The organism is Niabella pedocola (genome assembly GCF_021044425.1).
GTDB classification, from domain to species: Bacteria; Bacteroidota; Bacteroidia; order Chitinophagales; family Chitinophagaceae; genus Niabella; species Niabella pedocola.
Map to the genome: position 1 here is coordinate 2,310,141 of NZ_JAJNEC010000005.1, position 24,281 is coordinate 2,334,421.

A 24,281-nucleotide genomic window follows, 5' to 3' on the forward strand; every position below is an offset into this window, starting at 1 on the left:
CGGGGTATTAAAAAAAATAACCGGGGTTAAGCGGTGGCTATATTTTGGGTAGCTGGTAGCCGTTATGATAAGGGGCCATAAAATAAGACGCATTCAGCTTGCTGTCTGTAAAACGGTTGGTGGTTTTATCCCAGGTAACCTTCGATTGACTGCGGAAGGCAATATTACCCATCTGGCAAACGGTGGCAATATGAGCGCCGGTTTGAATGGGGCAATTAAGATCGGCCAGTTTGCGCGAGCGCACCACGTTGATAAAATTCTGAGTATGCTTGTCCAAACCATTGTCAGAAGGACCTTTGCGCTGTATGCTTACTTTTTTATCGCTGCGTTTTTCCTCCAATACCTCCCATCCGCCACGGTCCAGTTCCAGGGTGGCATTGTTGCCAATAAAGGCAATGCCGTGATCCTTTCCATACAGCCCGTTATCGATGCCCATAGCATGATCCCAGATCAGGTTAAAATTGTCAAACTGGTAAAGCGCCGCCAATGTATCCGGTGTTTCCTGGTAAAGATCCGGATAGGCAAAATCACCTCCGAGCGCAGAAACGGTTTTGGGCACCGGGGCATCCATACCAAAGATGGCATAGTCCATCAGGTGCACGCCCCAATCGGTCATGAGTCCACCGGCATAATCCCAAAACCAGCGGAAGTTAAAATGAAACCGGCTGGAATTAAAGGGCCTTGTTTTGGCCGGGCCCAGCCAACGTTTATAATCCACGCCGGGAGGCGGTGCACTATCTGCCACTTTTGGACCGGGTTTCATCCATCCCTGGTAACACCATACTTTTACCGTACGGATATTTCCCAGCTGACCGGAGCGGATAAAGTCCACGGCATCGCGGAAATGCTGCTGGCTGCGCTGCCATTGTCCCGCCTGTACCACCTTATTGTATTTTTCCTGTGCCGCTACCATGGCCCTGCATTCGGCAATGGAGTTACCTACCGGTTTTTCCACGTATACGTCCTTTCCTGCCTGTACAGCGTGGATCATGATCAACGCGTGCCAGTGATCGGGAGTGCCAATGATCACGGCGTCGATATCCTTACGGTCCAGCAACGAGCGGTAGTCGGTATAGGTTTTGATGCTGGACGTATCGATATTCATTTTTGAAAGCTCACGCATCCGGTTATCCAGCACATTTTTGTCCACATCGCAAAGCGCGGCAAGTGTTACCCCAGGGTTTTTGAGCATGGAAAGGGTGTCCGCCCATCCCATCCCGTTGATACCGATGGCGCCGATCCGGATCTGGTCGGCGGCGGTTTTATGAACGCCGGAAAAATTCTTTGTGTTAAATGATTGCAACGCCAGGCCTCCCAGCGCTAATACCGAGGAGTGGGCAATAAATTTTCTTCTTGAATGCATGGCAAACGGTTTTATTCGGTCAAATATACAAATAATGTAATCGATTACAATAATCTTTCTTTTCTCATGATTTCATCAGAAGAAAGCGGTGTATCCGACCTTATTCAAACCTGTTCGAACCGTTTTCAAGTCGGGATTCGAAAAACAACGGAAAATGCTGTTGTTTTGTTGTAAGATTGAAGACATGTTAAAAGGGATTCATTTTTTTATTTTTCTGACGGTATTTGCCATAAGTTCCACGGGACAAATCGTGAATATTGATTCTGTGCACCCGCTGTTCAGAGGAAAGTTGAACGGCGATGACATAAGAAGCCGGTTTGAAACCTTTGAACTGCCGAAGCCTTCTGGAATAAAACATAAAGGGCCTTATAACAATATTATTTTATCTGTTTTTCACTCCAACGCGCTGTATGTAGGAACCGCCTTAAACCTCAAGGAACGGCTACCGGAACTGAAGGGCTTTAAATTTACCAACCCTATAAACGGGGGTATGGAAAGCCGTGGCGGCTTTTATAATGTAACGGCTGTACCGCTGTATGATTCTATGCCAATGCTGGTGGCCGCGTATGGCATTAATCCTTCCAATAAATCCTTGTATCAGTTTAGAGTAATACAGGATAAAAATAAGGTGGTACTGCCCTGGCAAGAGGTCCGGCTTTTTTCACGGGTGATGACCTATTATCGCTATAATGCCGATGGTACAGAACAAAAGGAAATGGCCTTACTTGGAGAATTTGTTGCACCTGTTGGCAGCAGTTTAACGGTTGAGGTACGTAATATAAAGATACCGGATACGGCCTACGCCATTTCGGCTGTGTGGATAAAACGCAGCCCATCCGTTATTTCCGTTTTTACCTCAGCAACAATTAAAGAATTTCTTGAAGTATATAAATATCAGTGGAAGCATGATTTTTATAAGCCCAATCAGTTAACCTATTACGGTGATATTAAAATGAACCCGGTAGACAGTCTGTTAAAAAAGCCGGACGTTTTTAAGCACCAGGACAATACGCTCTTTTTTTATCTGAAAGACAAAGTGAAGTATGATAGTTTGGTAGAGTATAATTTAGTAAAAGGAGCGGATAGTGCAGGATGGAAAGGAAATCGTTTTGATCCAAGTGTTATTCGTTTTCAGCAACTGCCGCCAGGTAACTATACCCTGCTGCTTCGCTATGCGTTTCAACGGCAAAGTATTTCCCGCTACCCGTTTACCATTCTTCCGGCCTGGTACCAGACCCTTGGGTTTAAAATACTTACCGGCATTATAGCAATGATCATCGTTGCGTTTGTGATCATCCTATATATCAACTGGCTTCAGCGTAAAAAATTAAAAGCGGCTGCTTTACAAAAGCAACGGGTTTCTACGGAATTGAAATCCATCCGGTCCCAGTTTAATCCACATTTTGTATTTAACGCGCTGAACTCGATACAGGGCCTCATCACCAAAAATGATACGGCAGGCGCACATCAGTACCTGTCGGAATTCAGTACGCTGATGCGTGAATCCTTAAACGGTAGCGACCGGGAAATGATCAGCATTGCTCATGAAACGGAGATCCTGCAAAAGTACCTCAACCTGGAGCAACTGCGTTTTGGATTCAGGTATCAGATAGCGGTGGATGATGCGATTGATCGCAATGCGGTGGAAGTACCCGCACTGCTGCTGCAGCCACTCGTAGAAAACGCCGTTAAACATGGTATTGCCGGGTTGCAGGAGAAAGGCTGCCTGCAAATTGATTTTAAAAAGGCAGCAGATGCGCTGGTTGCAACGGTAACAGATAATGGAAAAGGCTTTGATGCAGTGAAGGAAACAGCAGGCTTTGGCCTGAGACTGACCAGGGAGCGGATTGCATTACTGAATGAAACCCTGCACCAGCAACAGATCCGGCTTTCATTTGATAGCGGCGAAAAAGGAACAACGGGCACCATTTATTTTAAAAACTGGCTACTATGATACAGGCTGTCATTATAGATGACGAACGGAATAATATTGATAACCTGGAAGGGTTACTGCACCAATATTGCCCACAGGTGCATATTGCGGGCATTGCAATGAATGCGGATGACGGAGCTACGCTCATCAGAAGCCTGAAGCCGGACCTTGTTTTCCTGGATATACAAATGCCGGGCAAGAACGGGTTTCAGATGCTGCAGGAACTGCCTACCCATTTCTTCGAGATCATACTGATTACCGCTTATGACCAATACGGCATCCTGGCGATTAAATTTTCGGCCGTGGATTACCTGCTAAAGCCGCTGAATATAGAAGAACTAAAAACCGCCGTACAAAAAGCGGGGCATCGCATCAGCGAAAAAATGCAGAACCGCGAACTGGAAAACCTGCTGCAGCTGATCCGTAACCGCGAGGAGCGATCAACACATAAACTGGCATTGCCAACGGCCAAGGAAACCCGCTTTGTGCATCCAAAGGAAATTGTACGTTGCGAATCGTCCAATGTGTATACCAGTTTTTACCTGTCCAACAAGGAAAAAATAATGGTCTCCCGCCCCATTTATGAGTATGAAGAGCTTTTGTCCGACTTTGGCTTTTTGCGTTGCCACCAGTCGCACCTGGTAAATAAGGCCTATATAAAAAGCTGGGTAAAGGACGACGGGGGCTACCTGGTATTGGATAACGGAGAGGAAGTACCGGTTGCAAGAAGCAAGAAAGAGATCCTGGCAAGCATACTGATTCACCTTAAATAAACAATGTTATGAAAATCCTGACTACGTTGGCGGTATGGGCTATATCCGTATCGTTATTTGCGCAAAATGGTTCCCGGCCGCTGCCTGTTGAAGACGAACGGATGGACCATTATCTCCGGGCAAGAAAAACTCCGGAATTGAAGATCAGCATTGTGCACGCTGCTAAACCGTTAAGCGGTACTAAGGTAAAATATACGGCAGTGCATTTAGGCACTGCAACACAAACAACCTATTATACCACGCTTGACGATAAGGGGCGGGCGGTTATAAAAATGAATGAAAACCTGCCCTATCAACAGGTTTGGCTGAGCATTGAAGGGTATCTGTACACAGGTGTTCTGGTAAATACCGGCCTGGAGATCGCAATTGATGCCGGCGAGCTTAAGGGAGAAGCATATCTATACGGAAAAGGTATCTTATTTAAGGGAACTGATGCAGCGCTGAATGAAGCACTGTGTAAAAGAGTGCTGTTTCGCAAGGAGGAAGCCGACGGGCTGTCGTCCCGGCTGGTACAGGTTTGCCTGGATGCAGCGAATAAAATAATTCCCCAGCCGTCGTTCATGAAAACAGCCGATTCCATTTACGCGGCGATGAAACAACTGGATGATGCCTATATAAAAGATCAGCCGGAATATGAGTGGGCGATACGGAATGAAACCGATTCCCGGTTTTACTGCTGGACGATCGTAGGTTTAAAAAGACGCGACAGCTCATCGCAGCATCTGTATCAGAAAGCCATTGCACACAAACCGTATTTTATGAGTAATGACGGAACGGGTTTTTATAGAAGTCTTTCCCGGTACTATGCCTTTTCGGATGATAAAGCATTGCCTGGTTTACAGGACTTGCTCTACCTGAACTACCAAACGTATAACAGCGCACAAAAGGCTGTTTTGGATTCCATAAAGGAATGGGAGGCCACCACGGCAGAGCACAAAACGGCAACGCTTAAACGCTTATATCTGCGCCGGTACCAGCTGCTGAAAAACGAGGTGCAGGCGGCTAATTTTGAACAGTTCGTTCAGCGTGTGGAAAAAAACAGCGTTCAGCCACAAACGGATATTTTAAAACTATCGTTAATGGAACTGGGGAAAGACGATTTCAGTACTGCCTTTCCACGGCTGCTAAGCGCGATGCAAACAGGATGGACAAAGCAAGCGGTTCAAAACGAATTGAAAACATTTGCCTCCAGTCAAAAAGAAATGCAGCAATTGTTTACATCGTCCGGGCCGGCCAGCCCCGATGATTATTTTATTGGCAAACCGGTTGCAAATCTTCCCTTTGGAGCGCAGTTATACCGGCTGGACAGTATTGCCAGTATCGACGGGTTGATTACCAACCTGAGATCGAAATTTAGCGGCAAGGCATTGGTGCTCGATATCTGGGCTACCTGGTGCGGCCCCTGTATTTCCGATATCACCAATAGTAAAAAACTCCATGAAGACAGCAAGGACCTGCCGGTGGAATATATTTATTTGTGTACCACCTCCGGCTCAGATGAAGCTACCTGGAAAAACAGGATCGGAACACTAAAGCCTGCCGGTACGCATATTTTTATCAATGAAGAACTGGAAAACGCACTCCGTAAAAAGCTGAATGCAAATGGCGGGTATCCTACGTATATAGTCATCGATCAAAAGGGCAATATCAGTTCGGATAAGATCGCCTTTATGCGGGAGCTGAACCGGGAGAAATTTGCAGAGGCAATAGGGGTAAAGTAGCAGCTTTGTTTGAGCTCTTGAGAAAAGAATTCCGCCCGCACAAATAAAATGGGATCACGTTGCCTGGGATCCGGCGCAGGTGTTTAATGCGCTGCTTTGTGGTGATAACTCACCACCCGCTTCAGCTTCCAGGCGTTGTTTTCCATGAGCCATAGATGAGAGAACCGAGCCACGCCTACCTTTTGCCACTGCTGCTGCTCAAACACATGAAAGGTATGCGCTCCTTCCTGCAGTACACCATACAGGGTTCCCTTTTTGAAAAGCGGATAAACGGTCAGACTTCCCGGAACCAGCTCGCGTTTAATTTTATTGGGGCTGCCACAGATATTGTTTTTTACGGAGGTGATAAACGCTGTTTTTCCCCTGGTAATGCCGGCCAGGTCATGATAAAATTCCAGGTCTTCAGCAACAAGACTGTCATACGATGAGAGATCGCAATGATTAAATCCCCGTTCAAAAAGCAGGCTGTCGTATTGCTGGAACTGTAAGAACAACGCTGATTGAGGAGCTTCCTGCGCCTCTGTTACGCCCGCGCAGATGGCCAGGGTCAATACTAAAAAGATTTTTTTCATTGTATCGATTTTTTAATTGGCTACATCGTTGTTGTTAATACCCCGTTTGCCCCGTTTGATATCCTGCTTCAGTTTGCCAAATTTGTAGTTGACACTGATACCGGCTTTACGGAAGTATGTTTCGGTAAAGTCGGCTTGTGTAAAGTTGAAACCGGATATTTCCGTGCGGCTGCTGCGGTATTTGGTAAAAGGGTTGTTGATATAGGCGGAGAACGCCAGCTTATGATTCAGTACCGTTTTACTGAGGCTGAAGCTGGTGGCAATAAAACCGTTAACCGTGCCCTGTACCTGTGCGGGCGCAATGTTTTTACCATAAAAATCGGCAGCGGCGCCGGCCACCCAGTTTTTAGGAAAGGTATAGGTATTATTGAGGGAAGCGGAGTAGATAAAGCGGGTGAGCTTTTGGGCCTGGGCATCGGCATCGGACTCAATCCAGAAATGCGCCAGGTTCCCGTTGATAACCGTTTTCAGTGCCTTGGTAACCGCCAGGTTCAGGTTCAGATTCAGCACGAGCGCCGAAATATCACCGGAATTGGAATAGGTGATATAGGTAATACGTGTGGCGGGGTCATACCGGGAATACCGAAGATCGAAATTGTGCGCAAAGGCGTAATTGAGGCCTATATTCACCGACTGTTTCCGGTTAAAGCCATAGCTCAGGTCGAAATTATGGAGCAGGGTGGCCCTCAGATCGGGATTACCGCTTTCTTCAAAATCGGGATTGGAGCGGTTAACAAAGGGATTCATGCGGTTGATACCCGGCCGTTTAAGGCGCTGGCTGTATCCCAGGTTAAGATAGCTACCATCGGTATTGTTCCGGTTGATTACAACGGTTGGAACCAGGTTGAAATAAGTTTTGTTTACCTGCGTATGGGTAGACTGGAAGTTGATCTGGTTGATGGTTTGCTCCAGCCTTGCGCCGGCTTTAAAACTCCATTGTTTTAATGCCAGCTGATAGGAATTGTACGCAGAAAGTACCGTTTGATGATTGGTAAACACATTTTGCTGCTCCGGGTCTTCCTGGAACGCGTTGTTTACATATTGCAGGGTATGAAAATCACTTCCGTTCTGCCGGAAAATAGCTTTTACGCCTGCTTCCAGTTTTATTTGCTTCAGGTTTTGAATATAATCGGCCTGACCTGTGTGTTCCTGTGTGGACGTGTTGTTCAGTTGGTTAAAATCAAAAATATCATAGTGCACCCGGTCGCTGAATGTGTTTTCAGAACGGTTTTCTGCTTGATACTGCATAAAGCGGTAAGAAGCGGTGAATATTTTTGATTTGTCTTTTTTAAAACCCAGCTGGTAATTCAGCGCGCCGTCAAAACCGTTGTTGCTTCCGCGGGCGGTATTTTGCTGGCGGAATTGTTGCAATAGTGAAGACGTACCTTCCAGCATGGAAAGCCTTGAAACGGATCCGTTGGAGTTGAAACCATTAAGATTGAGCTGGGCTGTAAGTAACTGCAGGGAATCGATCTCGTAACTGAACTGTGAACCGATATAACGTCCGCGATTATTACTTTTATTAGTGCCTGAAACCGTCAGTTCTGTAGGAACATCGCCGGTAGTGCTGCGGCTGGTGCCTGTGTGCACTAATGGATTGCGGGATGCATTGGCTCCGCCGTACAATTCCACCCCAAATTTTTCATGTGTGGCCGTAAAGGAGAAGCCTCCGCCGGGCCCGCCGGTTGGAGTACTTCCATTGAGGTTAAGGGTTCCTTTATAACCCGCGCCTATTTTCCGGGTGGTAATGATATTAATGATGCCTGAAAGTCCTTCTGCATCATATTTTGAAGGAGGTGTGGTATACACTTCAATGCTTTGAATCGTAGATGCCGGCAGGCTTTTCAATATCTCCATGGCATTATGGTCCATCATACCGGAAGGCTTTCCATTGACCAGGATCCGGTAGCCGGACTGCCCTTTTAATAATAAATTGCCTTGTGCGTCCAAAGAAAGATAAGGCACTTTTTTCAGGATCTCCAGCGTGCTGCGGAACTTGCTTTCGGGGTCGGCTTCTGTATTATAGATGAGCTTGTCTACTTCACGCCGGATCAGCGGCCGGGCAGCCGATACCGTTACCGTTTTCAATTCCTGCGATTGTGGTTTCAGGAAAATGACAGATCCGGGAAATAACAGCACCGTATCTGCCGCAACAGTTTTTTGATGATAGCCCGCTGCGGTAACAACCAGCCGTTGGGCGGCGGGCCGCATCACTTTAAAAAAGCCCCGCTCATCGCAGTGGAAGATGGTGTCCGGAACCGGAGCATTTGAAAAAACGGAAATAGTGGCAAATGCCACGGGCTCTTTTGAAAGACTGTCTTTTACGAAACCCGAAAGCATTGCGGGCTTTTGCGGGGTCTGTGCCCGGAGACGGGAGGGGTAACAAATGATAAACAGTACTGGCAAGGCAAGGAGGCGGATGGCAAGGTTCATACTGGTAAAGGTTAGGCAATAGGCATCCCATACGGGAGCCTGCCCGTTTTTGAAGCAGCGGGGGCGATGGCGCCCCGCCGGTATGGTGAATAAATATGGTTTTAACAGCACCGGAAGAAGGACTCCGGCGTAGGTATGTTTACTGTGTTACTTTTTTGCGCAGGTCTTCAATCTCTTTTTCCTTTTGTTGTAATAACCGGTTTAACTCTTCCTTGGAAAGATTCACGGGTTTATCAGTGCCCCCGTTATACCGGTACGATCCTGAATCGGGCGCGGCTGTTGCAGATGGATAGCGGTAGGTTCCGGATGCCGGTTCTTTTGCTGCTGTATCAGTGCTCACTGCGGGCTCCCGCCATCTGTAGGAAGTATCTGTTCCTCCCGTCGTGGTGCTGCTTTCCACGGGACCGTTTTCGCTTTCAAGACTGCCGTTCTCCATCATGGTATACGCAATGTTGGGACTGTAAAAGCGGTAGTTTCTTCTTTCCCGGATACGGCGGATACCGGATGTTCCCGATTCCACATCTATATCAAGGGTATTGAGTTTTTCGTTTACAGAAGGATCCAGTTGAACTTTTTTGCCCACCGGCACCTGTACCACTACCTGAACCCGCTGAAGCCGGTACTTGCTGGTTTTGTCTACCGAAAAACCACTGGCCAGGTCCAGTATGCTGTCTGAAGATTGAACGGTATACTGGATCTTATTCAAACGGGCCAGGGCGTCTTCATCGGTTTTACCAAAGCTCTGGCGTATCACAGAAACGTGGTACAACGAATCGGTGCTCTTATCAAAGCGGATGGAAATATCAGACAGCTTTAAGGTGTCTTTATTTAGGCTGAATCCCGAAACCCGGTCGCCGCGATCCTGCATCCAGGTAAAATCTCCGTTAAACTCCAGTTCAGGCTGGGAAACGGTAAGGATGAGTTTATTGTTTTTGGGTTGGGTGATAGACACCGGCAATTCTGCTGTTTGCGCCCGTTTAAAATCTTTTGAAATGCTGCTGATAAACAGCACCAGGAATATCCATCCAAAGGCCCAAAGCCCGCCAAACAACCAGTTCAGGTAATTACCGGGGGTGGTTACATTCAGGATCATGCGGAAGAGCCAGATCACTGCGCCAACGATTGGTGCGCCAATAAAAAGCAATACCGTAGCCCAGGCCAGGAACTGCTGATTTTCGCTGGTCCAAAGGAAATTATTGAAAGGTGCAAATACATATCCGCTGAACAGCAGGGCCATCAACCCGATAAAGAGCGAAAAAATAATGGTTCCGAAAACGATCAGGAAAAAGGCCTTGATTACTACTGCGATTCCATGGCCCACGCCCCGGGCACCCTTTCCTGCAGCATTCCCAAATTCCCGGCCGAAATTCCTGCTATAGGTTTTGCTGGAATTGCCCAAACGTTCTGCCGACTCCTGTACTTCCTTTCCCCAGTTTTTTAACCGGCTGGAAACATCGCCCATCGAATTCTGTACATTGTTCTTAATCGAATTAAGATCAACGGGCTGGCCATGCATTTCCATTTTTTCATAAGGGCTGATCGCTTCCGGCAATACGATCCAGAGAATAATATAAACAGTAAGGAAGGTTCCGCTCAGAGAGCTGAAGAACACGCCACGGAAAGGGTCAAAGTCTCCGTGACTGAAAATACCATTAATGATACTCAGGATGAACGGAAGCACAAAGATCAGGCGTACGGTATTGGCCTCTTTTCCGAAGTAGGCGGCAATACCGCTGGCCACACCACCGATCTTTTTATCATCCGGATTGCGGAACAGGCGTTTGCCTTTATAACCTTCCAGGTTCCGGGAAGGTAAAAAGATCCACAGCAGGATATAGATCAGGAAGCCGGCGCCAAACCCGCCAAAGGCAATAATTGCAAACAGCACCCGTACAATAGAAGGATCGATATTGATCCAGTTGGCCACACCGCTACATACGCCACCCAGCACTTTGTTGTTGGCATCCCGGTATAATTTCCGGCTGCCTGCGGCAAACGCAGTATAGCCACTATTGGATCCGGTTGTTCCGGCGTCTTCCGCAAAATCCTCCGGCCGGCCCATGGTAGCAATCATTTCATCTACATCCTCATCGGTAATATGCGGAGCGCCCTTCCGGAGCTTTTCAAACATCAGTTCGGAAAAACGGGCTTCAATATCGGAAATGATCTCCTCCTTGCCCGGTTCTTTCGAAAAGTGAAACCGCAGGCTTTCCAGGTACTGTTGCACCTTTTGCGCAGCAGAATCTTCAATAGCTATGCTGCGGCCGCCCAGTTGTATGTTGATGATCTGTTTCATTATCGTTGTTTTGTAGTTATAGGGGTTTTGTACTTAAGGTATTCACTGCGTTTGATAATTCGTTCCAGGTTTGTTCCAGCTCTTTATAAAAATCTTCGCCTTTACCGGTAAGCGAAAAATATTTCCGGGGCGGTCCGCTGTTACTTTCCTCCCAGCGGTAGGTAACCATTTCCGCGTTCTTCAGGCGGGTAAGCAGGGGATAAAGAGTCCCTTCCAGGATCTGTAAACCGGCTGCCCGCATCTCTTCAATAATATCACTCGGATATACCTCACCTCTCTTAATAACAGAAAGGATGCAAAATTCCAGGATCCCTTTCCGCATCTGGCTCTGTGTATTATCGATATTCATTTTTAGGGGTTGTTGCACAAAGGTATTGGCAAAATTTAGTATTTGGCAATGCATAGTACCTTGTTTGGTGCTTTTTGCCGGTTGAAGAAGATAAAATGTCGGTGAATAACAGTAGCTTCGTTGAGGTCAATCGAGAACAGGCAATCGTCAATGGTGAATAATTAATTATAAAAAGCTGGATGCTAATCACCGGAAGCCGGATGCTCAATTCAAAATCTCAGATCTCAACCCGCACACATGAACGTATTCATTACCAAACAGATTCCCCAGGCAGGCCTCACGCTTTTGCAGGATGCCGGTATATCATACACCATTGCTGAAAAAACATTGCCGCAGGAAGAACTGATCGCCCGGGTAAAATCCTTTGATGCGCTGCTGAGCGCCGGTTTTGTAAAGGCAGACGCGGGCTTCCTGGAGGCCTGCAACCATTTAAAGGTGTTATCCCTGTTTTCCGTTGGGTATGATAATGTAGATATTGCCGCAGCTACCCGTTTGGGGATCCCGGTTGGCAATACGCCCGGGGTGCTGAGCAGGGCTACAGCCGATACTGCTTTTTTACTGATGCTTGCGGTATCGCGCAAAGCCTTTTACAACTATCATAAAATTTTGGATGGAAAATGGCAGGAATTTGAGCCGGTTGCCGATTTAGGGGTCGAACTGTATGGAAAAACCCTGGGGGTGTTTGGGCTGGGGAAGATCGGCTATGAAATGGCAAAGAAATGCCGGGCCGCTTTTGACATGCAGGTGATCTACCACAACCGGAAACCCAACCCCGAAGCCGAAGAAGCACTGGATGCCCGGTATGTTTCTTTTGAGGAGCTGCTGGCACAAAGCGATGTGCTTTCCGTACATGCCAACTTTTCGCCGGAAACAAAAGGCCTTTTTAATAAGGAGGCATTTGGGAACATGAAAGCCGGGTCCATCTTTATAAATACCGCAAGGGGTGGCCTGCATAACGAGGCCGACCTGAAAGGAGCCCTGGATCATCAAACGATTTGGGGCGCCGGCCTGGATGTAACCAACCCGGAACCGATGGACCCCCAAAACCCGTTGCTCAAAATGCCCAATGTATGTGTGCTGCCGCATATCGGCTCCGCTACGGTAGAAACCCGCGATGCGATGGCCGTAATGGCGGCAAAAAATGTGATCGCCGGCTTAAAGGGTGAGCCGTTGCCAACAGTGGTGAATGCAGCGGTTTACGAAAAATAGGGCTGCCCGCTGCATGGCGGGATACCGGCTCTTTTAAAATCATCGGCGTTTTGGGCAGGTGGCGGGCTATATATAGCCGTCCCGGACCAGGCGTTAGCTGCATATTTTACTAAAACCAATTTTTAAGATTCACGGGCCGCGTTTATTTAAGCGCCGGTTATTTTTATCATATTTCTGTTAAGAAAATACATCTTTTGTTAATAACTGTCTAAAGCCGACCCGGTTATGGTCTGTCCCGGGGCAATGCCGGGTAAAAACTTGCAAACATTTGTTGTATGTTTGAACGCTTGTTTACAAGACAATAATGTCTATTTACGTATTAAAAAATGTATGATCGAATGAAAAAAAGTTTTCTGTTGCTGCTGGTTTTGGTTACCGCAGTATTCCGTTCCCATGCGGATGAAGGAATGTGGCTGCCGCAGTTACTGGGCCAGCAGGTGTATAACGACATGGTAAAAAAAGGCCTGAAGCTTAGCAAGGAGCAATTGTACAGCATTAATAAAAACTCGTTAAAGGATGCCATCATCATTTTTGGCGGTGGATGTACAGGCGAAATTGTGAGTTCCGAGGGGCTGATCTTTACCAACCACCACTGCGGGTATGACGCTATCGCCACTGCAAGCACGGTTGACCATAATTACCTGCGCGACGGTTTTTATGCACGTAATAAAGGAGAAGAAATAAAAACCAAACTAAGTGTGCAGTTCTTATTGCGTATTGAAGATGTAACCAAAGAAGTAACTGAGGCCCTGGGTACCCTGAGCGGAAAGGCACGGGCCGACAAACAGACGGAGGTGCTGGCGGCGATCAATAAGCGGATGAGTGATGCAGCAGCCAGTATTGAAACCCGGGTGAGTCCCCTGTTTAAAGGCAACCAGTACCTGGCTTTTGTGTATGAACGGTATAGCGATATCCGCCTGGTAGGAACGCCTCCCGAAGCTGTTGGTAAATTTGGCGGTGATACGGATAACTGGGAATGGCCCCGCCATACCGGCGATTTTTCCGTGTTCCGTGTGTATGCCAATAAACAAAATAAACCGGCTGGCTATGACCCGGCCAATGTTCCCTTAAAACCCAAATGGTTCCTGCCCGTTTCTTTAAAAGGCGTTAAAGAAGGCGATTTTGCCATGATCTGGGGATATCCCGGCGGAACCAACCGGTATGAATCCTCCTACGGGATCAAACTGGCTACGGATGTAAACAATCCTACCCTGGTGGAATTAAGGGATGTGCGTTTGAAATATATGTTTGAGCAGATGAAAAAGGATCCGGCCATAAAGTTGAAACTGGCTTCCAGCTATGCCGGTATTGCCAATTACTGGAAATTTTTCGATGGAGAAACCAAGCAACTGCTGAAGTATGATGTGTACGGACAAAAGAAAGCCGCAGAAGATCGATTCAATGCCTGGGCAAAAGGAAAACCCGAATACCAGGATATTTTTTCAGACTGGGCCAGGGCCTATGAAGACTGGAAACCTTATGCAAAGGCAAGGGTGTATCTGAATGAAGGCATTATGGGCTCTCCGCTGATCGGCTTTGCTGCATCGCTTACTGCGTTAAGAAATGCACTGGCAGCCGGTGCGCCTAAAGCGGATCTCGTTAAAATGGCGGCCGGTTTATCCGATGCGCGGGACGAATTCATAAAGGAAGAAGACAAGCCTTCCGACCAGAATATCCTGGCAGCCGTTACCCAGATGTATTATGAGCATGTAGATAAAAGCCAGCAGCCCGAAGCGTTTTACAATGAGCTGCAAACAAAATATGGCAATCTTGCGGATGCCGCTACCTATAAAAAATATGCAGCGGATGTATTTGCCAACAGCTTTTTATTTGATGATGCAAAATGGAAGGCATTTGCAGAGAACCCGGAACTGAAAACACTGGAGGCTGATCCGGCATTTGCACAGGCGGGGGCATTTATCCGTAACTACCAGCAGGGCGTAGGTCCCAAATACCAGGAATTTACGGCAAAGAATAATGATTATGGCCGTTTATACCTGAAAGGGGTAATGGCCATGAACCCAACAACGGCAAAAATGATGTACCCGGATGCCACTTTTACCATGCGGGTAAGCTACGGACAGGTAAAAGCATACAAGCCCCGGGATGCTGTATTTTATGATTATGTAACCACTTCAAAGGGAATACTGGAGAAATATAAACCCGGTGATTACGAATACGACCTGCCGGCAAAACAGATCGAGCTATTGAAAAAAAGAGATTTTGGTCAATATGCCGACCCCGTACGCAAAGACCTGGTAATAGGCTTTATTACTACCAACGACATCACCGGCGGTAACTCCGGGTCACCGGTAATTAACGGCAACGGAGAGCTGCTGGGCCTGGCCTTTGATGGTAACTACGAGGCCCTGAGCCACAAACTGGCTTTTGACAAAGACCTGAACCGGACCATTAACGTAGATATCCGCTATGTACTGTGGTGCATCGATAAACTGGGCGGGGCCACCAATATTATTAACGAATTGAAACTGGTACGGTAAACCTGTAATGATTTTTTGAACGTTATTGATGGATAGAAAGCGGCGCATAAGCGTCGCTTTTTGTATTTTTAGCACATGCAATCACTCGTTATTACAAAGATCGATCTCAACAAACTGTTCATTCCCTTAAAGGAACCCTTTATCATTTCGCTGGGGCCGCTGTACAATGCGGAAAGCGTTATTGTAAAAATAGAAACCAATACCGGTATCACGGGTTGGGGAGAGTGCAGCCCGTTTATGAGCATCAACGGAGAATCGGCAGATACCGGGTTGGTGGTGGGGCGGTACTTTGAAAAAGCCCTGTTGGGAACGGATCCCCTGGCGATTGGCGACCGTATCGCAGATATGGACCGGATCATTTACGGGAACAAAAGCATCAAAAGTGCGTTTGATATGGCGCTGTATGATATTGCGGCAAAGCATGCCGGCCAGCCGCTTTACAGGTTCCTGGGCGGAAAAAAGGACAAGGAGATTGCCACCGATTATACCGTAAGTGTGGGAGCGCCGGAAAAAATGGCGGCGGATGCCTTGAAAATAAAAGAACAGGGATTCCCGGTGATTAAGGTGAAGATCGGTAAAGGCGGTGCGCAGGATGTGGAACGGATCCGGGCGATACGGGCGGCTGTGGGTAATGAGATTCCGCTACGGGTAGATGCCAACCAGGGCTGGAGCAAAGAGGAAGCCATAGAAACCCTGAAAGCCCTGGCACCTTTTAACATCCAGCATTGCGAAGAGCCTATTCCCCGCTGGCAATTTACGGAGCTGCCAGACATAAAGGCGCAAAGTCCCATTCTCATGATGGCGGATGAAAGCTGTTGTGACCAGCACGACGTGCAACGGCTCATTAAAATGGGGGCCTGCGATCGCATCAATATCAAACTGGGAAAAAGCGGCGGTATTTATAATGCCCTTGAAATGATCCGGCTGGCAGAAGCGGCCGGCATGGAAATACAGATCGGCGCCTTCCTGGAATCGCGGCTGGCTATGACAGCCTTTGCGCATCTCGCGCTTTGCAGTCCGAATATTGTTTATTTTGATTTTGACACCGCGCTGATGTTTAGCGAAGATCCTGTAACGGGCGGTATGGTGTATAAAGAAAAAGGCGTAATAGAAGTGCCGGATGCTCCGGGGATCGGGGCGGTAATAAAGGAAGACTTCCTCAAGCCGGCATAACAGATATAAGTGATCAGCATTTAGCCATCAGCGTCTCAAATCTGCAATCTGCAATCTGAAATCTCAAATCTGCAATCTGAAAACTAAATGCTGATCGCTGTTATTACTGCGGCTCTTTGGCCAGCTTCTGCTCCCACTCCCAGGCGGTACGCATCATGTCATCCAGGCCATATTTGATATCCCAGCCCAGGCTTTTTACCGCATGGTCGTTATTGGCATAGATGGCGATCACATCACCGGGGCGGCGGGGACCGATTTCATAATTCAGTTTGGTGCCGCTTACTTTTTCAAAAGACTGAATGGCTTCCAAAACCGTAACCCCGTTTCCGGTACCCAGGTTGAAGATCTCGTAATTGCTTTTATTTTTTACTTCTTCCAGGTATTTTATGGCCAGGGTATGCGCATGAGCGATATCGCTTACATGGATAAAATCACGCAGGCAGGAACCGTCGCGGGTATCATAATCGGCCCCATGAACCGTCATTTTGGGCAGCTTGCCAATGGCGGTTTGCGTAATGGCCGGAACCAGGTTTTGTGGCCGGCCAATGGGCAGTTCCCCAATCTGGATAGACGGGTGCGCTCCTACCGGGTTAAAATACCGCAGCGCGATCACATTGGTGTCAAACACTTTTGCAAAATCAGACAGGATCTGTTCGCCCATTTGCTTGGTAGCGCCGTAAGGAGACTCTGCAGGCTTGGTAGGCGTGGTTTCCACTACCGGTATAGAATCGGGATTGCCGTAAACGGTACAGGAAGAGGAAAAAACGAAATAAGGGGTATCAAAATCCCGGGCACATTTTAATATGTTGATCAGGGAATTCAGGTTGTTTTCATAATAAACCAGGGGCATTTCCACCGATTCGCCCACCGCTTTATAGGCGGCGAAGTGGATAATGCCGGTAATATCCGGGTTTTCTTCAAAAATAGCATGGGTATCGTCAAAATTGCAGAGGTCTACTTTATAGTTCTTTACATTTTTGCCGGTAATTTTTCCAACATTTTCCAGCACAAAGGGCTGCGAACGGCTGTTGTTATCTACTGAAATGACCTCATACCCGTTTTCAATTAAATCAACGATTGTATGCGACCCGATATAGCCACAACCACCTGTCACCAAAATCTTACTCATATAAATTTTATTGAGTTACAAAGGTGCGGATTTTTTCGTTAGGTTCAGGGCGCCGGCCCGATTCCGGATGCAATGCCGGTTGGTTGAGACCGCAGATGCGCTACCAGCTTTACTGGTATTCAAAAATATTGCAGTGGAAGCGCCACAACCGCCATCAGCGTATCTGCGCCAGATAAAAAAATCGCTTACATAAACGGCATTGATTCTGAGTTTGAAAAAAGCAGGATAGATCAACATACAAAAAAAGTACCCGGATCCGGGTACTTTTTGTATTTAAATATCAATGCTTCTAAAATGTTACTGGATACCCGGCACCACCAGTTTCATAATGAAATAAACAATACTCGCCAGTACGGCGCTTACCGGAATCGTGAGAATCCAGGCCCAGATGAGGTTAATGGTTACCCCCCAGCGCACGGCCGACAGGCGCTTGGTGGCGCCCACGCCCATAATGGCACCGGTGATGGTATGCGTGGTACTTACCGGGATCTTCATGGCTTCGGTGGCAAACAGGGTAAGCGCTCCGGCTGTTTCCGCGGCCACCCCTTCAAAAGGCGTCACCTTGGTGATTTTGGTTCCCATGGTTTTTACAATCTTCCAGCCGCCGCTCATGGTACCCAGGGCAATGGCGGTATAACAGGCCAGCGGTACCCAAACCACCATGTGATTCAGGTTGTAAGAGCCGGGATCATAGGCCACCAGGGCCGCCATAATGATACCCATTACCTTCTGGGCATCGTTTCCGCCGTGCCCAACGCTGAAAATAGCCGAAGAAACCAGCTGCAGCCGTTTAAACCAGATATTGGCACGATGTGCATTAAGTCCACTCAAAAACAGGGAAAAAATGGCCATGACGATCAATATCAGCCCTAATAGGATGTATTTGAAGTTATGGGAGTAAAAGATGACCTTTAAAAAATAAGACTCATAATGCGATTTAAGTTTCTCAGGATCGGTTTCCAGAACAAAACTCAGGAATACCAATACGGCGACGATTATAAGAAGAGAGAAAAATTTTACCCGCCATCCTTTTTTAAAGGAGTTGATAAACCAGATGGAGAAAAGGAAGGCCACAATCATCCCGATGATGGGTGCCAGGAATATAAACGCGGCAATGGTCAGGATAACACTTGAGTTTACCGCAGTAAAGGGATTGCCCTCCCCCATTCCGATGGCATGGGAAATACCGGCTCCGGCAAAACCGCCGATAAGGGTATGCGATGAGGATGAGGGAATACCCCGCCACCAGGTAAAAAGGTTCCAGATAATTGCCGCAATGAGCCCGGCAAAGATCACGTTAAGATCGATAAAGTTTTCTTTCACCGTTTTTGCGATGGTATTGGCTACGCCATGATCTTTAAAGATAAAGTAAGCTACAAAGTTGAACAGGGCTGCCCAGATTACCGCCTGAAAAGGCGTGAGGACCTTTGTAGATACAACGGTAGCAATGGAGTTGGCTGCATCATGAAACCCGTTAATATAATCAAAGATCAATGCCAGGGCTATGATAACAACGAGGTAAGTAAACATAATTAATGTGCTAATGTGCTGATTTGATAATAAGTCAGGGATGAGCCGTTTGTATCGGTATACAGGAGGATCACCGGTAATGACCTACGAACCGTTCTTATGCATATTTAATAATAATGGATTCGATTACGTTGCCTACATCCTCACATTTATCCGTAACCACTTCCATTGCCTGATATACTTCTCTTTTCTTGATCACTTCTTTTGCATCGGCCTCCGTATCAAATAAATATTCGATACTTAAGTCAAAAACGTCGTCTGCCTGGTTTTCGATGCTGTTTATTTTTACCAGGGCTTCCGTGATATTACGTACTTTTTTCATATCCCGGAGCTCCATCACTGCTGCCTGCACCTGCTCGGCCGCCTGTACGATCAGTTCGGCCATTTTCTGTATGCCGGTTTCATTCGGGTTTACCCGGTAAGTAGTGATCTTTTTAGCGGTGGCGTAAATATAGTCGGCAATATCATCCAGCGAAGTGGCCAGATAATGAATGTCTTCACGATCGAAAGGAGTGATGAAATTCCGCCCCAACTCCGTAAAAACGCTGTGGGTCAGCTCATCATTACCATGTTCCATATCAATAATGGACTGGGAAAGGGAATTCCGTTTATTGATATCGGTTTCATTGACCATCTGCTTTAAAAGTTTCCCCATAGAAGTCACATTGGCTGCTATTTTTTCAAACAATTCAAAAAAAACGGTATTGCTGGGGGTAAAGATTTTGAGAAATGAGTTAAGTCCCATGGTATGTTTTTAAAATTGGTGGCAAAATTATCCCGTTCGTTGAAGTATCACCATAAAATTACAGGAATTAATAATTCCTTAATATAGGAATTGCGGTTTCATTTGGTTTTTAACTTACAAAACCCGTATTTATAGCGGAAAACAGGCTGGGTTTTCAACAGGAAATGCATAGCGGCGCTGCGGCTTAATATTAAGGTAATGTTGCGATGACGATTTGGTAACATCGGGGTAACGGTGAGATAACAATGCGATTTGACTTTTGCAGCAAATATTCTATATGCAAATTAGGCTGCTGTTTGTTACGCTCCTCGCTTTTGTTTCTCATATTGCTTTTTCTCAGGGCAAGCTTTCAGGAAAAATCACAGATGGGGAGACCGGTTCACCTATTGTGGGCGCATCCGTAACAATAACAGGAGAACAAAAGGGAGTAACAACTGACGTAGATGGCGGATTCTATATATCAATAAAGAAAAATGTCAAATACAGCCTGACCGTTTCGAGTGTTGGTTATCAAACAAAGGAAGTTGCTGATATACAGATTTCAGATACAGAAATTCCTGTAGTTAACATCACATTGGATAAATTCAACCAACAATTGCAGGAGGTAGTGGTAAAATCAAGTGCTAAAAGAGAATCTGTTGCTTCTCTTTATAATGTACAAAAATTAAGCTCCTCTATTTCCGACGGTATATCGGCAGATATTATTAAAAAATCTCCTGACCGAAATACGGGAGACGTATTAAAAAGGGTAAGTGGGGCCTCTATACAAGATGACAAATTTGTTATTATAAGGGGGCTCAGTGAACGCTATAACACCGCATTATTAAATAATGCAATTTTACCGAGTACTGAGCCGGATAAAAAAGCCTTTGCTTTTAATATTCTGCCTTCTTCTATAGTGGATAATATTGTTGTTTACAAATCTGCTACACCTGATCTTCCGGGTGATTTTGCGGGAGGGGCTATAAAAATAACGACCAAACAATACCCTACAACAAAATTAAGCGAACTTTCTCTTTCGATAGGATATAACACCCTAACCACATTTAAGGAAACGAAAACATCAGAACCGAAGGGCAAGCTGGACTTTCTTGGATTTTTCGATTATTCCAGAGATCTTCCAAACTCATACTATAAATACCGGAATAACTTTATAGGACTTCCCAATGACTACAAAATTGCAGTTACTAAGTTATTCTCTAATAGTTACGGGTATAAAAATGGCCCCAGCGCCTTGCCCAATTTAAGTCTGAGCTATACAGGCGGCAACTCCAAATTGTTTTCCGGAGCAAAGAAGCTGGGCTATATTTATTCAATTGGATATGGAATAGGACAGCAATTTAAACCTTCGGAACTAATAGAATATGATATTGCAAAAACAGGATTATTTAACTATAATACGGATGCGCATATTCAAAAAAGAAATCTAAACGCCCTGGTGAACCTTACCTATTCGTATAACAGTAATAATACGATTTCATGGAAGAATCTCTTTAATAATGACTTTTCTGTTACAACAGCGGCGAGAAGCGGGGTCAACACTTCCAATGGTGCAAACAACGCCATTTATTTTAAAAGCTCCCAAAATGAGGCTCGTCAGGATGGAATATTCAACTCTGTTTTTGAAGGTAAACACAAGATGAATAAAAGTGTTATAGACTGGAATGCGTCTTACTCTTTAACGTACAGAAACGAGCCGGATCAGCGTATTCTCACGTTTACTTCTACAGACAACAGCAATTTCGTTCGCAAAGTATCAAATGAAAACTCTCCGTCGATTCAAAATGCAGGACGTATTTATTCTAATCTGAAAGAGAACATTTTCGGTGCAAATTTAAATTACCAGTATCCCTTCCAGTTGTTTAACAACGAACAGAAATTTAAGGCGGGATATGCAGGATATTTCAGATTAAAAGACGTAGAGGTAAATGCATTGGGATATGCCTCTTTATATGCAGGAGGCGCAGAGCTGCCGGCAGGAACGGGCAGCAATCCGTTTGGCATTTTTTCACCTGAAAATATTGATGAATACCAACTTACTGTTGCTAATATTGGTAATAACTCTACCAATTACCAGGGTAAGGGGTATTTGAATGCAGGTTATCTGATGTTGAATAACCGGTTTTCCAATAAATTGAAATTTGACTGGGGAGTACGCGTGGAAAATTATGATCAGCAGCTTATACCGGTTAGCGGTAGTTTAAAAGTACAAAAGCAGGATCTGGACTTTCTTCCTTCCGGTAACCTTACTTACGAAGTAACGCCGAAATCCAATATCCGGTTAGCAGGCTCTCAATCTGTAAACCGACCTGAATTCAGAGAGATTGCTTCCTACAGTTTATACGACTATACTACGGACTTTATTTACCGCGGTAATCCGGACCTTGTAAGGAGTAAAAATACAAATGGAGATCTGCGATATGAGCTTTTTCCCGCTGCTGGAGAAATCATTTCAATTACTGGGTTCTATAAATACTTTAAAAATCCTATTGAGCAGGTAAACCAGGGTAATTCAATACTCTCCTATCAAAATGCCGAACACGCAAAGGTCTATGGCGCTGAAATGGAAGTTCGGAAAAAACTGAGCTTTATTGATGGAAACTTTTTTAATGCCTTAACCTTTTATACAAATCTTTCCTATATCAAAGGATCTATAAAACTGCAAAATTCCAATATCAATAACGGACTTATGCAAGGCCTGTCGCCATATCTGATCAACGGGGGCTTAAATTATGCAAATGATGATTTTTCCGTTAACGTGTTGTTCAACCGGATCGGTCCCAGGTTAGCGTTCAGAGGCCAGGGTGATGCAGGTGTAGATATTTACGAAAAACCGAGAAGTGTTCTTGATGCACAAATCAGCAAAAAGTTCGCCAGAAATAAACTGGAATTGAAGGCAACAATAAGTGATATCCTGGCTCAGCCCTTCGTTATGTACTATCGGTTTGATAAATCGAAAACAAACCCTGAATATGACAGTGAAGGCGACCGGGTTACACGGCGCTATAAGCTGGGAACATCGGCTAATTTATCTCTGAAGTATAATTTTTAAAACAAAAAAAGCAAACATGAAAAATTTAAAGATGATGTCCGTAATTGCTCTTGCAGCAGTTGTATATTCATCATGCGGCAGTAAAGGAGAAGATCTTCCCCCTCCTGTAACACCTCCCGGACAGGCAGGAACTGTTGATATTCGTGGAAGTATTTCATCCAGCCAAACATGGACAAAGGATAAAAAATATCGGTTAAGAGGGTATGTGTATGTTGAAAGTGGAGCAACACTTACCATTGAAGCGGGTACACAAATTATATCTAACAAGGATTCTGCGGGGGTACTGGTTGTTTATAAAGGAGCAAGAATAAACGCTATTGGTAAAAATAACGATCCCATCGTCTTCACATCGGCCGAGACAACCCCGGCTCCGGGTGATCTGGGCGGTCTTGTGTTAGTGGGTAATGCTACAGGAAACCGTAATCACCAGGAAATTGAAGGCGGCGTTGATGCTGCGCATAAAGCCTTCGGAGGTACAAATGATGCTGATAATAGCGGAACATTGCAATATGTTCGGATTGAATACGCGGGCAAGGCGGTAAATCCCGGTGACGAGGTGAATGGTCTTTCTTTATATGCTGTGGGAAATGGCACAACCATTGATCATATTCAGGTTGTTAACGGATTGGATGATGCCTATGAATTTTTTGGAGGAACCGTAAATTGTAAATACCTGATTGCTTACAACAGCGCAGATGATGATTTTGATATGGATGATGGATACCGTGGTAAAATCCAGTTCGCTGTTTCTGTTAAAGCACCTGGTTTTACAGATGATAAGGGTACTTCCGGAGATATTTCCAATAATTTTGAGGTGGACAATACAAACGGGAAAATTCCTTATACAACAACACCAATTACGCACCCGGTGCTTTCAAACTTCACGGCGATCGGACCGAATAACGCCGCAGGTACTTCTGCGGACTATGGTTATGGCATGCGTTTCAGAAGAGGAAGCCAGGTTGTGTTGGCAAATTCAATTGTAATAGGAGGCCAAAAAGCCGGGCTGGTAGTTGAAAATGCAGAAACGCAGCAAGCGTTTGTTGATGGTAATGGTATGTTCTACAACAGTCTGCTGCATTCCGTAACACAACCGTTCTTTGCCAAAGACGCTACAATCCTTACGGATGCTTCGTTGCAAACCCTTGCCTTGGGAACTTATGCAAGCAAGTTACTTGCATCTGGAACAGATGCAGGATTAACGGATCCGTTTAATGCTGCTACACCAAACCTGCAGCCAAAATCGGGAACAATGGCTTTGACTACTGCCGGTAAATTTGATAAGTCGGATCTGAATGATGCCTTTTTTGTAAAGACGAACTATATTGGTGCATTTGACGGAACAAATGACTGGACGCAAGGATGGACTGTATGGGGTGCAAAATATAATATTACAAAAAAGTAATTGATATTTCTTTTGGAAATAAAAAGCGCTTCTTCGGAGGCGCTTTTTTTGCATACAGAGGACAGCCTTTTGCCTTTGAAGTGCTTGTGGAGCCTTA

16 protein-coding genes are annotated in these 24,281 nt (G+C 45.8%); 8 read left to right on the forward strand and 8 right to left on the reverse strand.

All coding sequences use genetic code 11. The features are described from left to right. Window positions 1–37: 37 nt before the first annotated feature. Window positions 38–1,363 carry a Gfo/Idh/MocA family protein gene (locus tag LQ567_RS17125; protein WP_231006627.1) on the reverse strand — a complete coding sequence of 442 codons (1,326 nt, stop codon included), beginning with the start codon at window positions 1,361–1,363 and terminating at the stop codon, window positions 38–40. 250 nt (window positions 1,364–1,613) lie between these two features. On the opposite strand from LQ567_RS17125, the gene LQ567_RS26205 reads away from it, so the two are divergent. Genes LQ567_RS26205 through LQ567_RS17140 form a run of 3 tightly spaced genes read left to right on the forward strand, consistent with a single transcriptional unit; the run spans window position 1,614 to window position 5,790 of the window. Continuing rightward, window positions 1,614–3,317 (forward strand): sensor histidine kinase, encoded by a 1,704-nt coding sequence (locus LQ567_RS26205; protein ID WP_231006628.1) that lies wholly within the window; start codon window positions 1,614–1,616, stop codon window positions 3,315–3,317. Next, the gene (locus LQ567_RS17135; protein ID WP_231006629.1) at window positions 3,314–4,069 is read left to right on the forward strand and encodes a LytR/AlgR family response regulator transcription factor; all 756 of its coding nucleotides are present in this window, start codon (window positions 3,314–3,316) and stop codon (window positions 4,067–4,069) included. The genes LQ567_RS26205 and LQ567_RS17135 overlap by 4 nt, the downstream gene beginning before the upstream one ends. Window positions 4,070–4,077: 8 nt before the next feature. Beyond that, the gene (locus LQ567_RS17140) at window positions 4,078–5,790 is read left to right on the forward strand and encodes a TlpA family protein disulfide reductase (protein WP_231006630.1); all 1,713 of its coding nucleotides are present in this window, start codon (window positions 4,078–4,080) and stop codon (window positions 5,788–5,790) included. Between the two features lie 83 nt (window positions 5,791–5,873). Here LQ567_RS17140 and LQ567_RS17145 read toward each other — a convergent pair whose 3' ends face one another. The 4 genes from LQ567_RS17145 to LQ567_RS17160 form a co-directional block, all read right to left on the reverse strand. Beyond that, window positions 5,874–6,362, reverse strand: a complete 489-nt coding sequence (locus LQ567_RS17145; protein WP_231006631.1) for a nuclear transport factor 2 family protein — start codon at window positions 6,360–6,362, stop codon at window positions 5,874–5,876. 12 nt (window positions 6,363–6,374) lie between these two features. Continuing rightward, entirely contained in the window at window positions 6,375–8,795 is a 2,421-nt protein-coding gene (locus tag LQ567_RS17150; RefSeq protein WP_231006632.1) for an outer membrane beta-barrel protein, read from the reverse strand. Window positions 8,796–8,934: 139 nt separating this feature from the next. Further along, window positions 8,935–11,091: a PspC domain-containing protein gene (locus tag LQ567_RS17155; RefSeq protein WP_231006633.1), complete on the reverse strand. Its 2,157-nt coding sequence runs from the start codon at window positions 11,089–11,091 to the stop codon at window positions 8,935–8,937. Between the two features lie 16 nt (window positions 11,092–11,107). Continuing rightward, complete coding sequence (locus LQ567_RS17160; protein ID WP_231006634.1) at window positions 11,108–11,440, reverse strand: PadR family transcriptional regulator; 333 nt, start codon at window positions 11,438–11,440, stop codon at window positions 11,108–11,110. Window positions 11,441–11,677: 237 nt separating this feature from the next. On the opposite strand from LQ567_RS17160, the gene LQ567_RS17165 reads away from it, so the two are divergent. From LQ567_RS17165 to LQ567_RS17175, 3 genes are all read left to right on the forward strand, one after another. After that, the gene (locus LQ567_RS17165; RefSeq protein ID WP_231006635.1) at window positions 11,678–12,649 is read left to right on the forward strand and encodes a 2-hydroxyacid dehydrogenase; all 972 of its coding nucleotides are present in this window, start codon (window positions 11,678–11,680) and stop codon (window positions 12,647–12,649) included. 338 nt (window positions 12,650–12,987) lie between these two features. Continuing rightward, window positions 12,988–15,150: a S46 family peptidase gene (locus LQ567_RS17170; RefSeq protein ID WP_231006636.1), complete on the forward strand. Its 2,163-nt coding sequence runs from the start codon at window positions 12,988–12,990 to the stop codon at window positions 15,148–15,150. A gap of 75 nt (window positions 15,151–15,225) precedes the next feature. Continuing rightward, complete coding sequence (locus LQ567_RS17175) at window positions 15,226–16,323, forward strand: mandelate racemase/muconate lactonizing enzyme family protein (protein ID WP_231006637.1); 1,098 nt, start codon at window positions 15,226–15,228, stop codon at window positions 16,321–16,323. Between the two features lie 103 nt (window positions 16,324–16,426). Here the strand turns inward: LQ567_RS17175 and galE are convergent, their stop codons facing one another. The 3 genes from galE to LQ567_RS17190 all read right to left on the reverse strand — a co-directional run bounded on the left by galE (window position 16,427) and on the right by LQ567_RS17190 (window position 19,727). Next, window positions 16,427–17,452, reverse strand: a complete 1,026-nt coding sequence (gene galE, locus LQ567_RS17180; RefSeq protein ID WP_231006638.1) for a UDP-glucose 4-epimerase GalE — start codon at window positions 17,450–17,452, stop codon at window positions 16,427–16,429. A gap of 297 nt (window positions 17,453–17,749) precedes the next feature. Then, entirely contained in the window at window positions 17,750–18,982 is a 1,233-nt protein-coding gene (locus tag LQ567_RS17185) for an inorganic phosphate transporter (protein ID WP_231006639.1), read from the reverse strand. Window positions 18,983–19,079: 97 nt separating this feature from the next. After that, the gene (locus LQ567_RS17190) at window positions 19,080–19,727 is read right to left on the reverse strand and encodes a DUF47 domain-containing protein (RefSeq protein WP_090392017.1); all 648 of its coding nucleotides are present in this window, start codon (window positions 19,725–19,727) and stop codon (window positions 19,080–19,082) included. Between the two features lie 277 nt (window positions 19,728–20,004). Between LQ567_RS17190 and LQ567_RS17195 the strand changes: the two genes are divergently transcribed. Next, the gene (locus tag LQ567_RS17195; protein WP_231006640.1) at window positions 20,005–22,779 is read left to right on the forward strand and encodes a TonB-dependent receptor; all 2,775 of its coding nucleotides are present in this window, start codon (window positions 20,005–20,007) and stop codon (window positions 22,777–22,779) included. A 16-nt stretch (window positions 22,780–22,795) separates the two neighbouring features. Beyond that, window positions 22,796–24,184, forward strand: a complete 1,389-nt coding sequence (locus LQ567_RS17200; protein WP_231006641.1) for a hypothetical protein — start codon at window positions 22,796–22,798, stop codon at window positions 24,182–24,184. Window positions 24,185–24,281 lie beyond the last annotated feature (97 nt).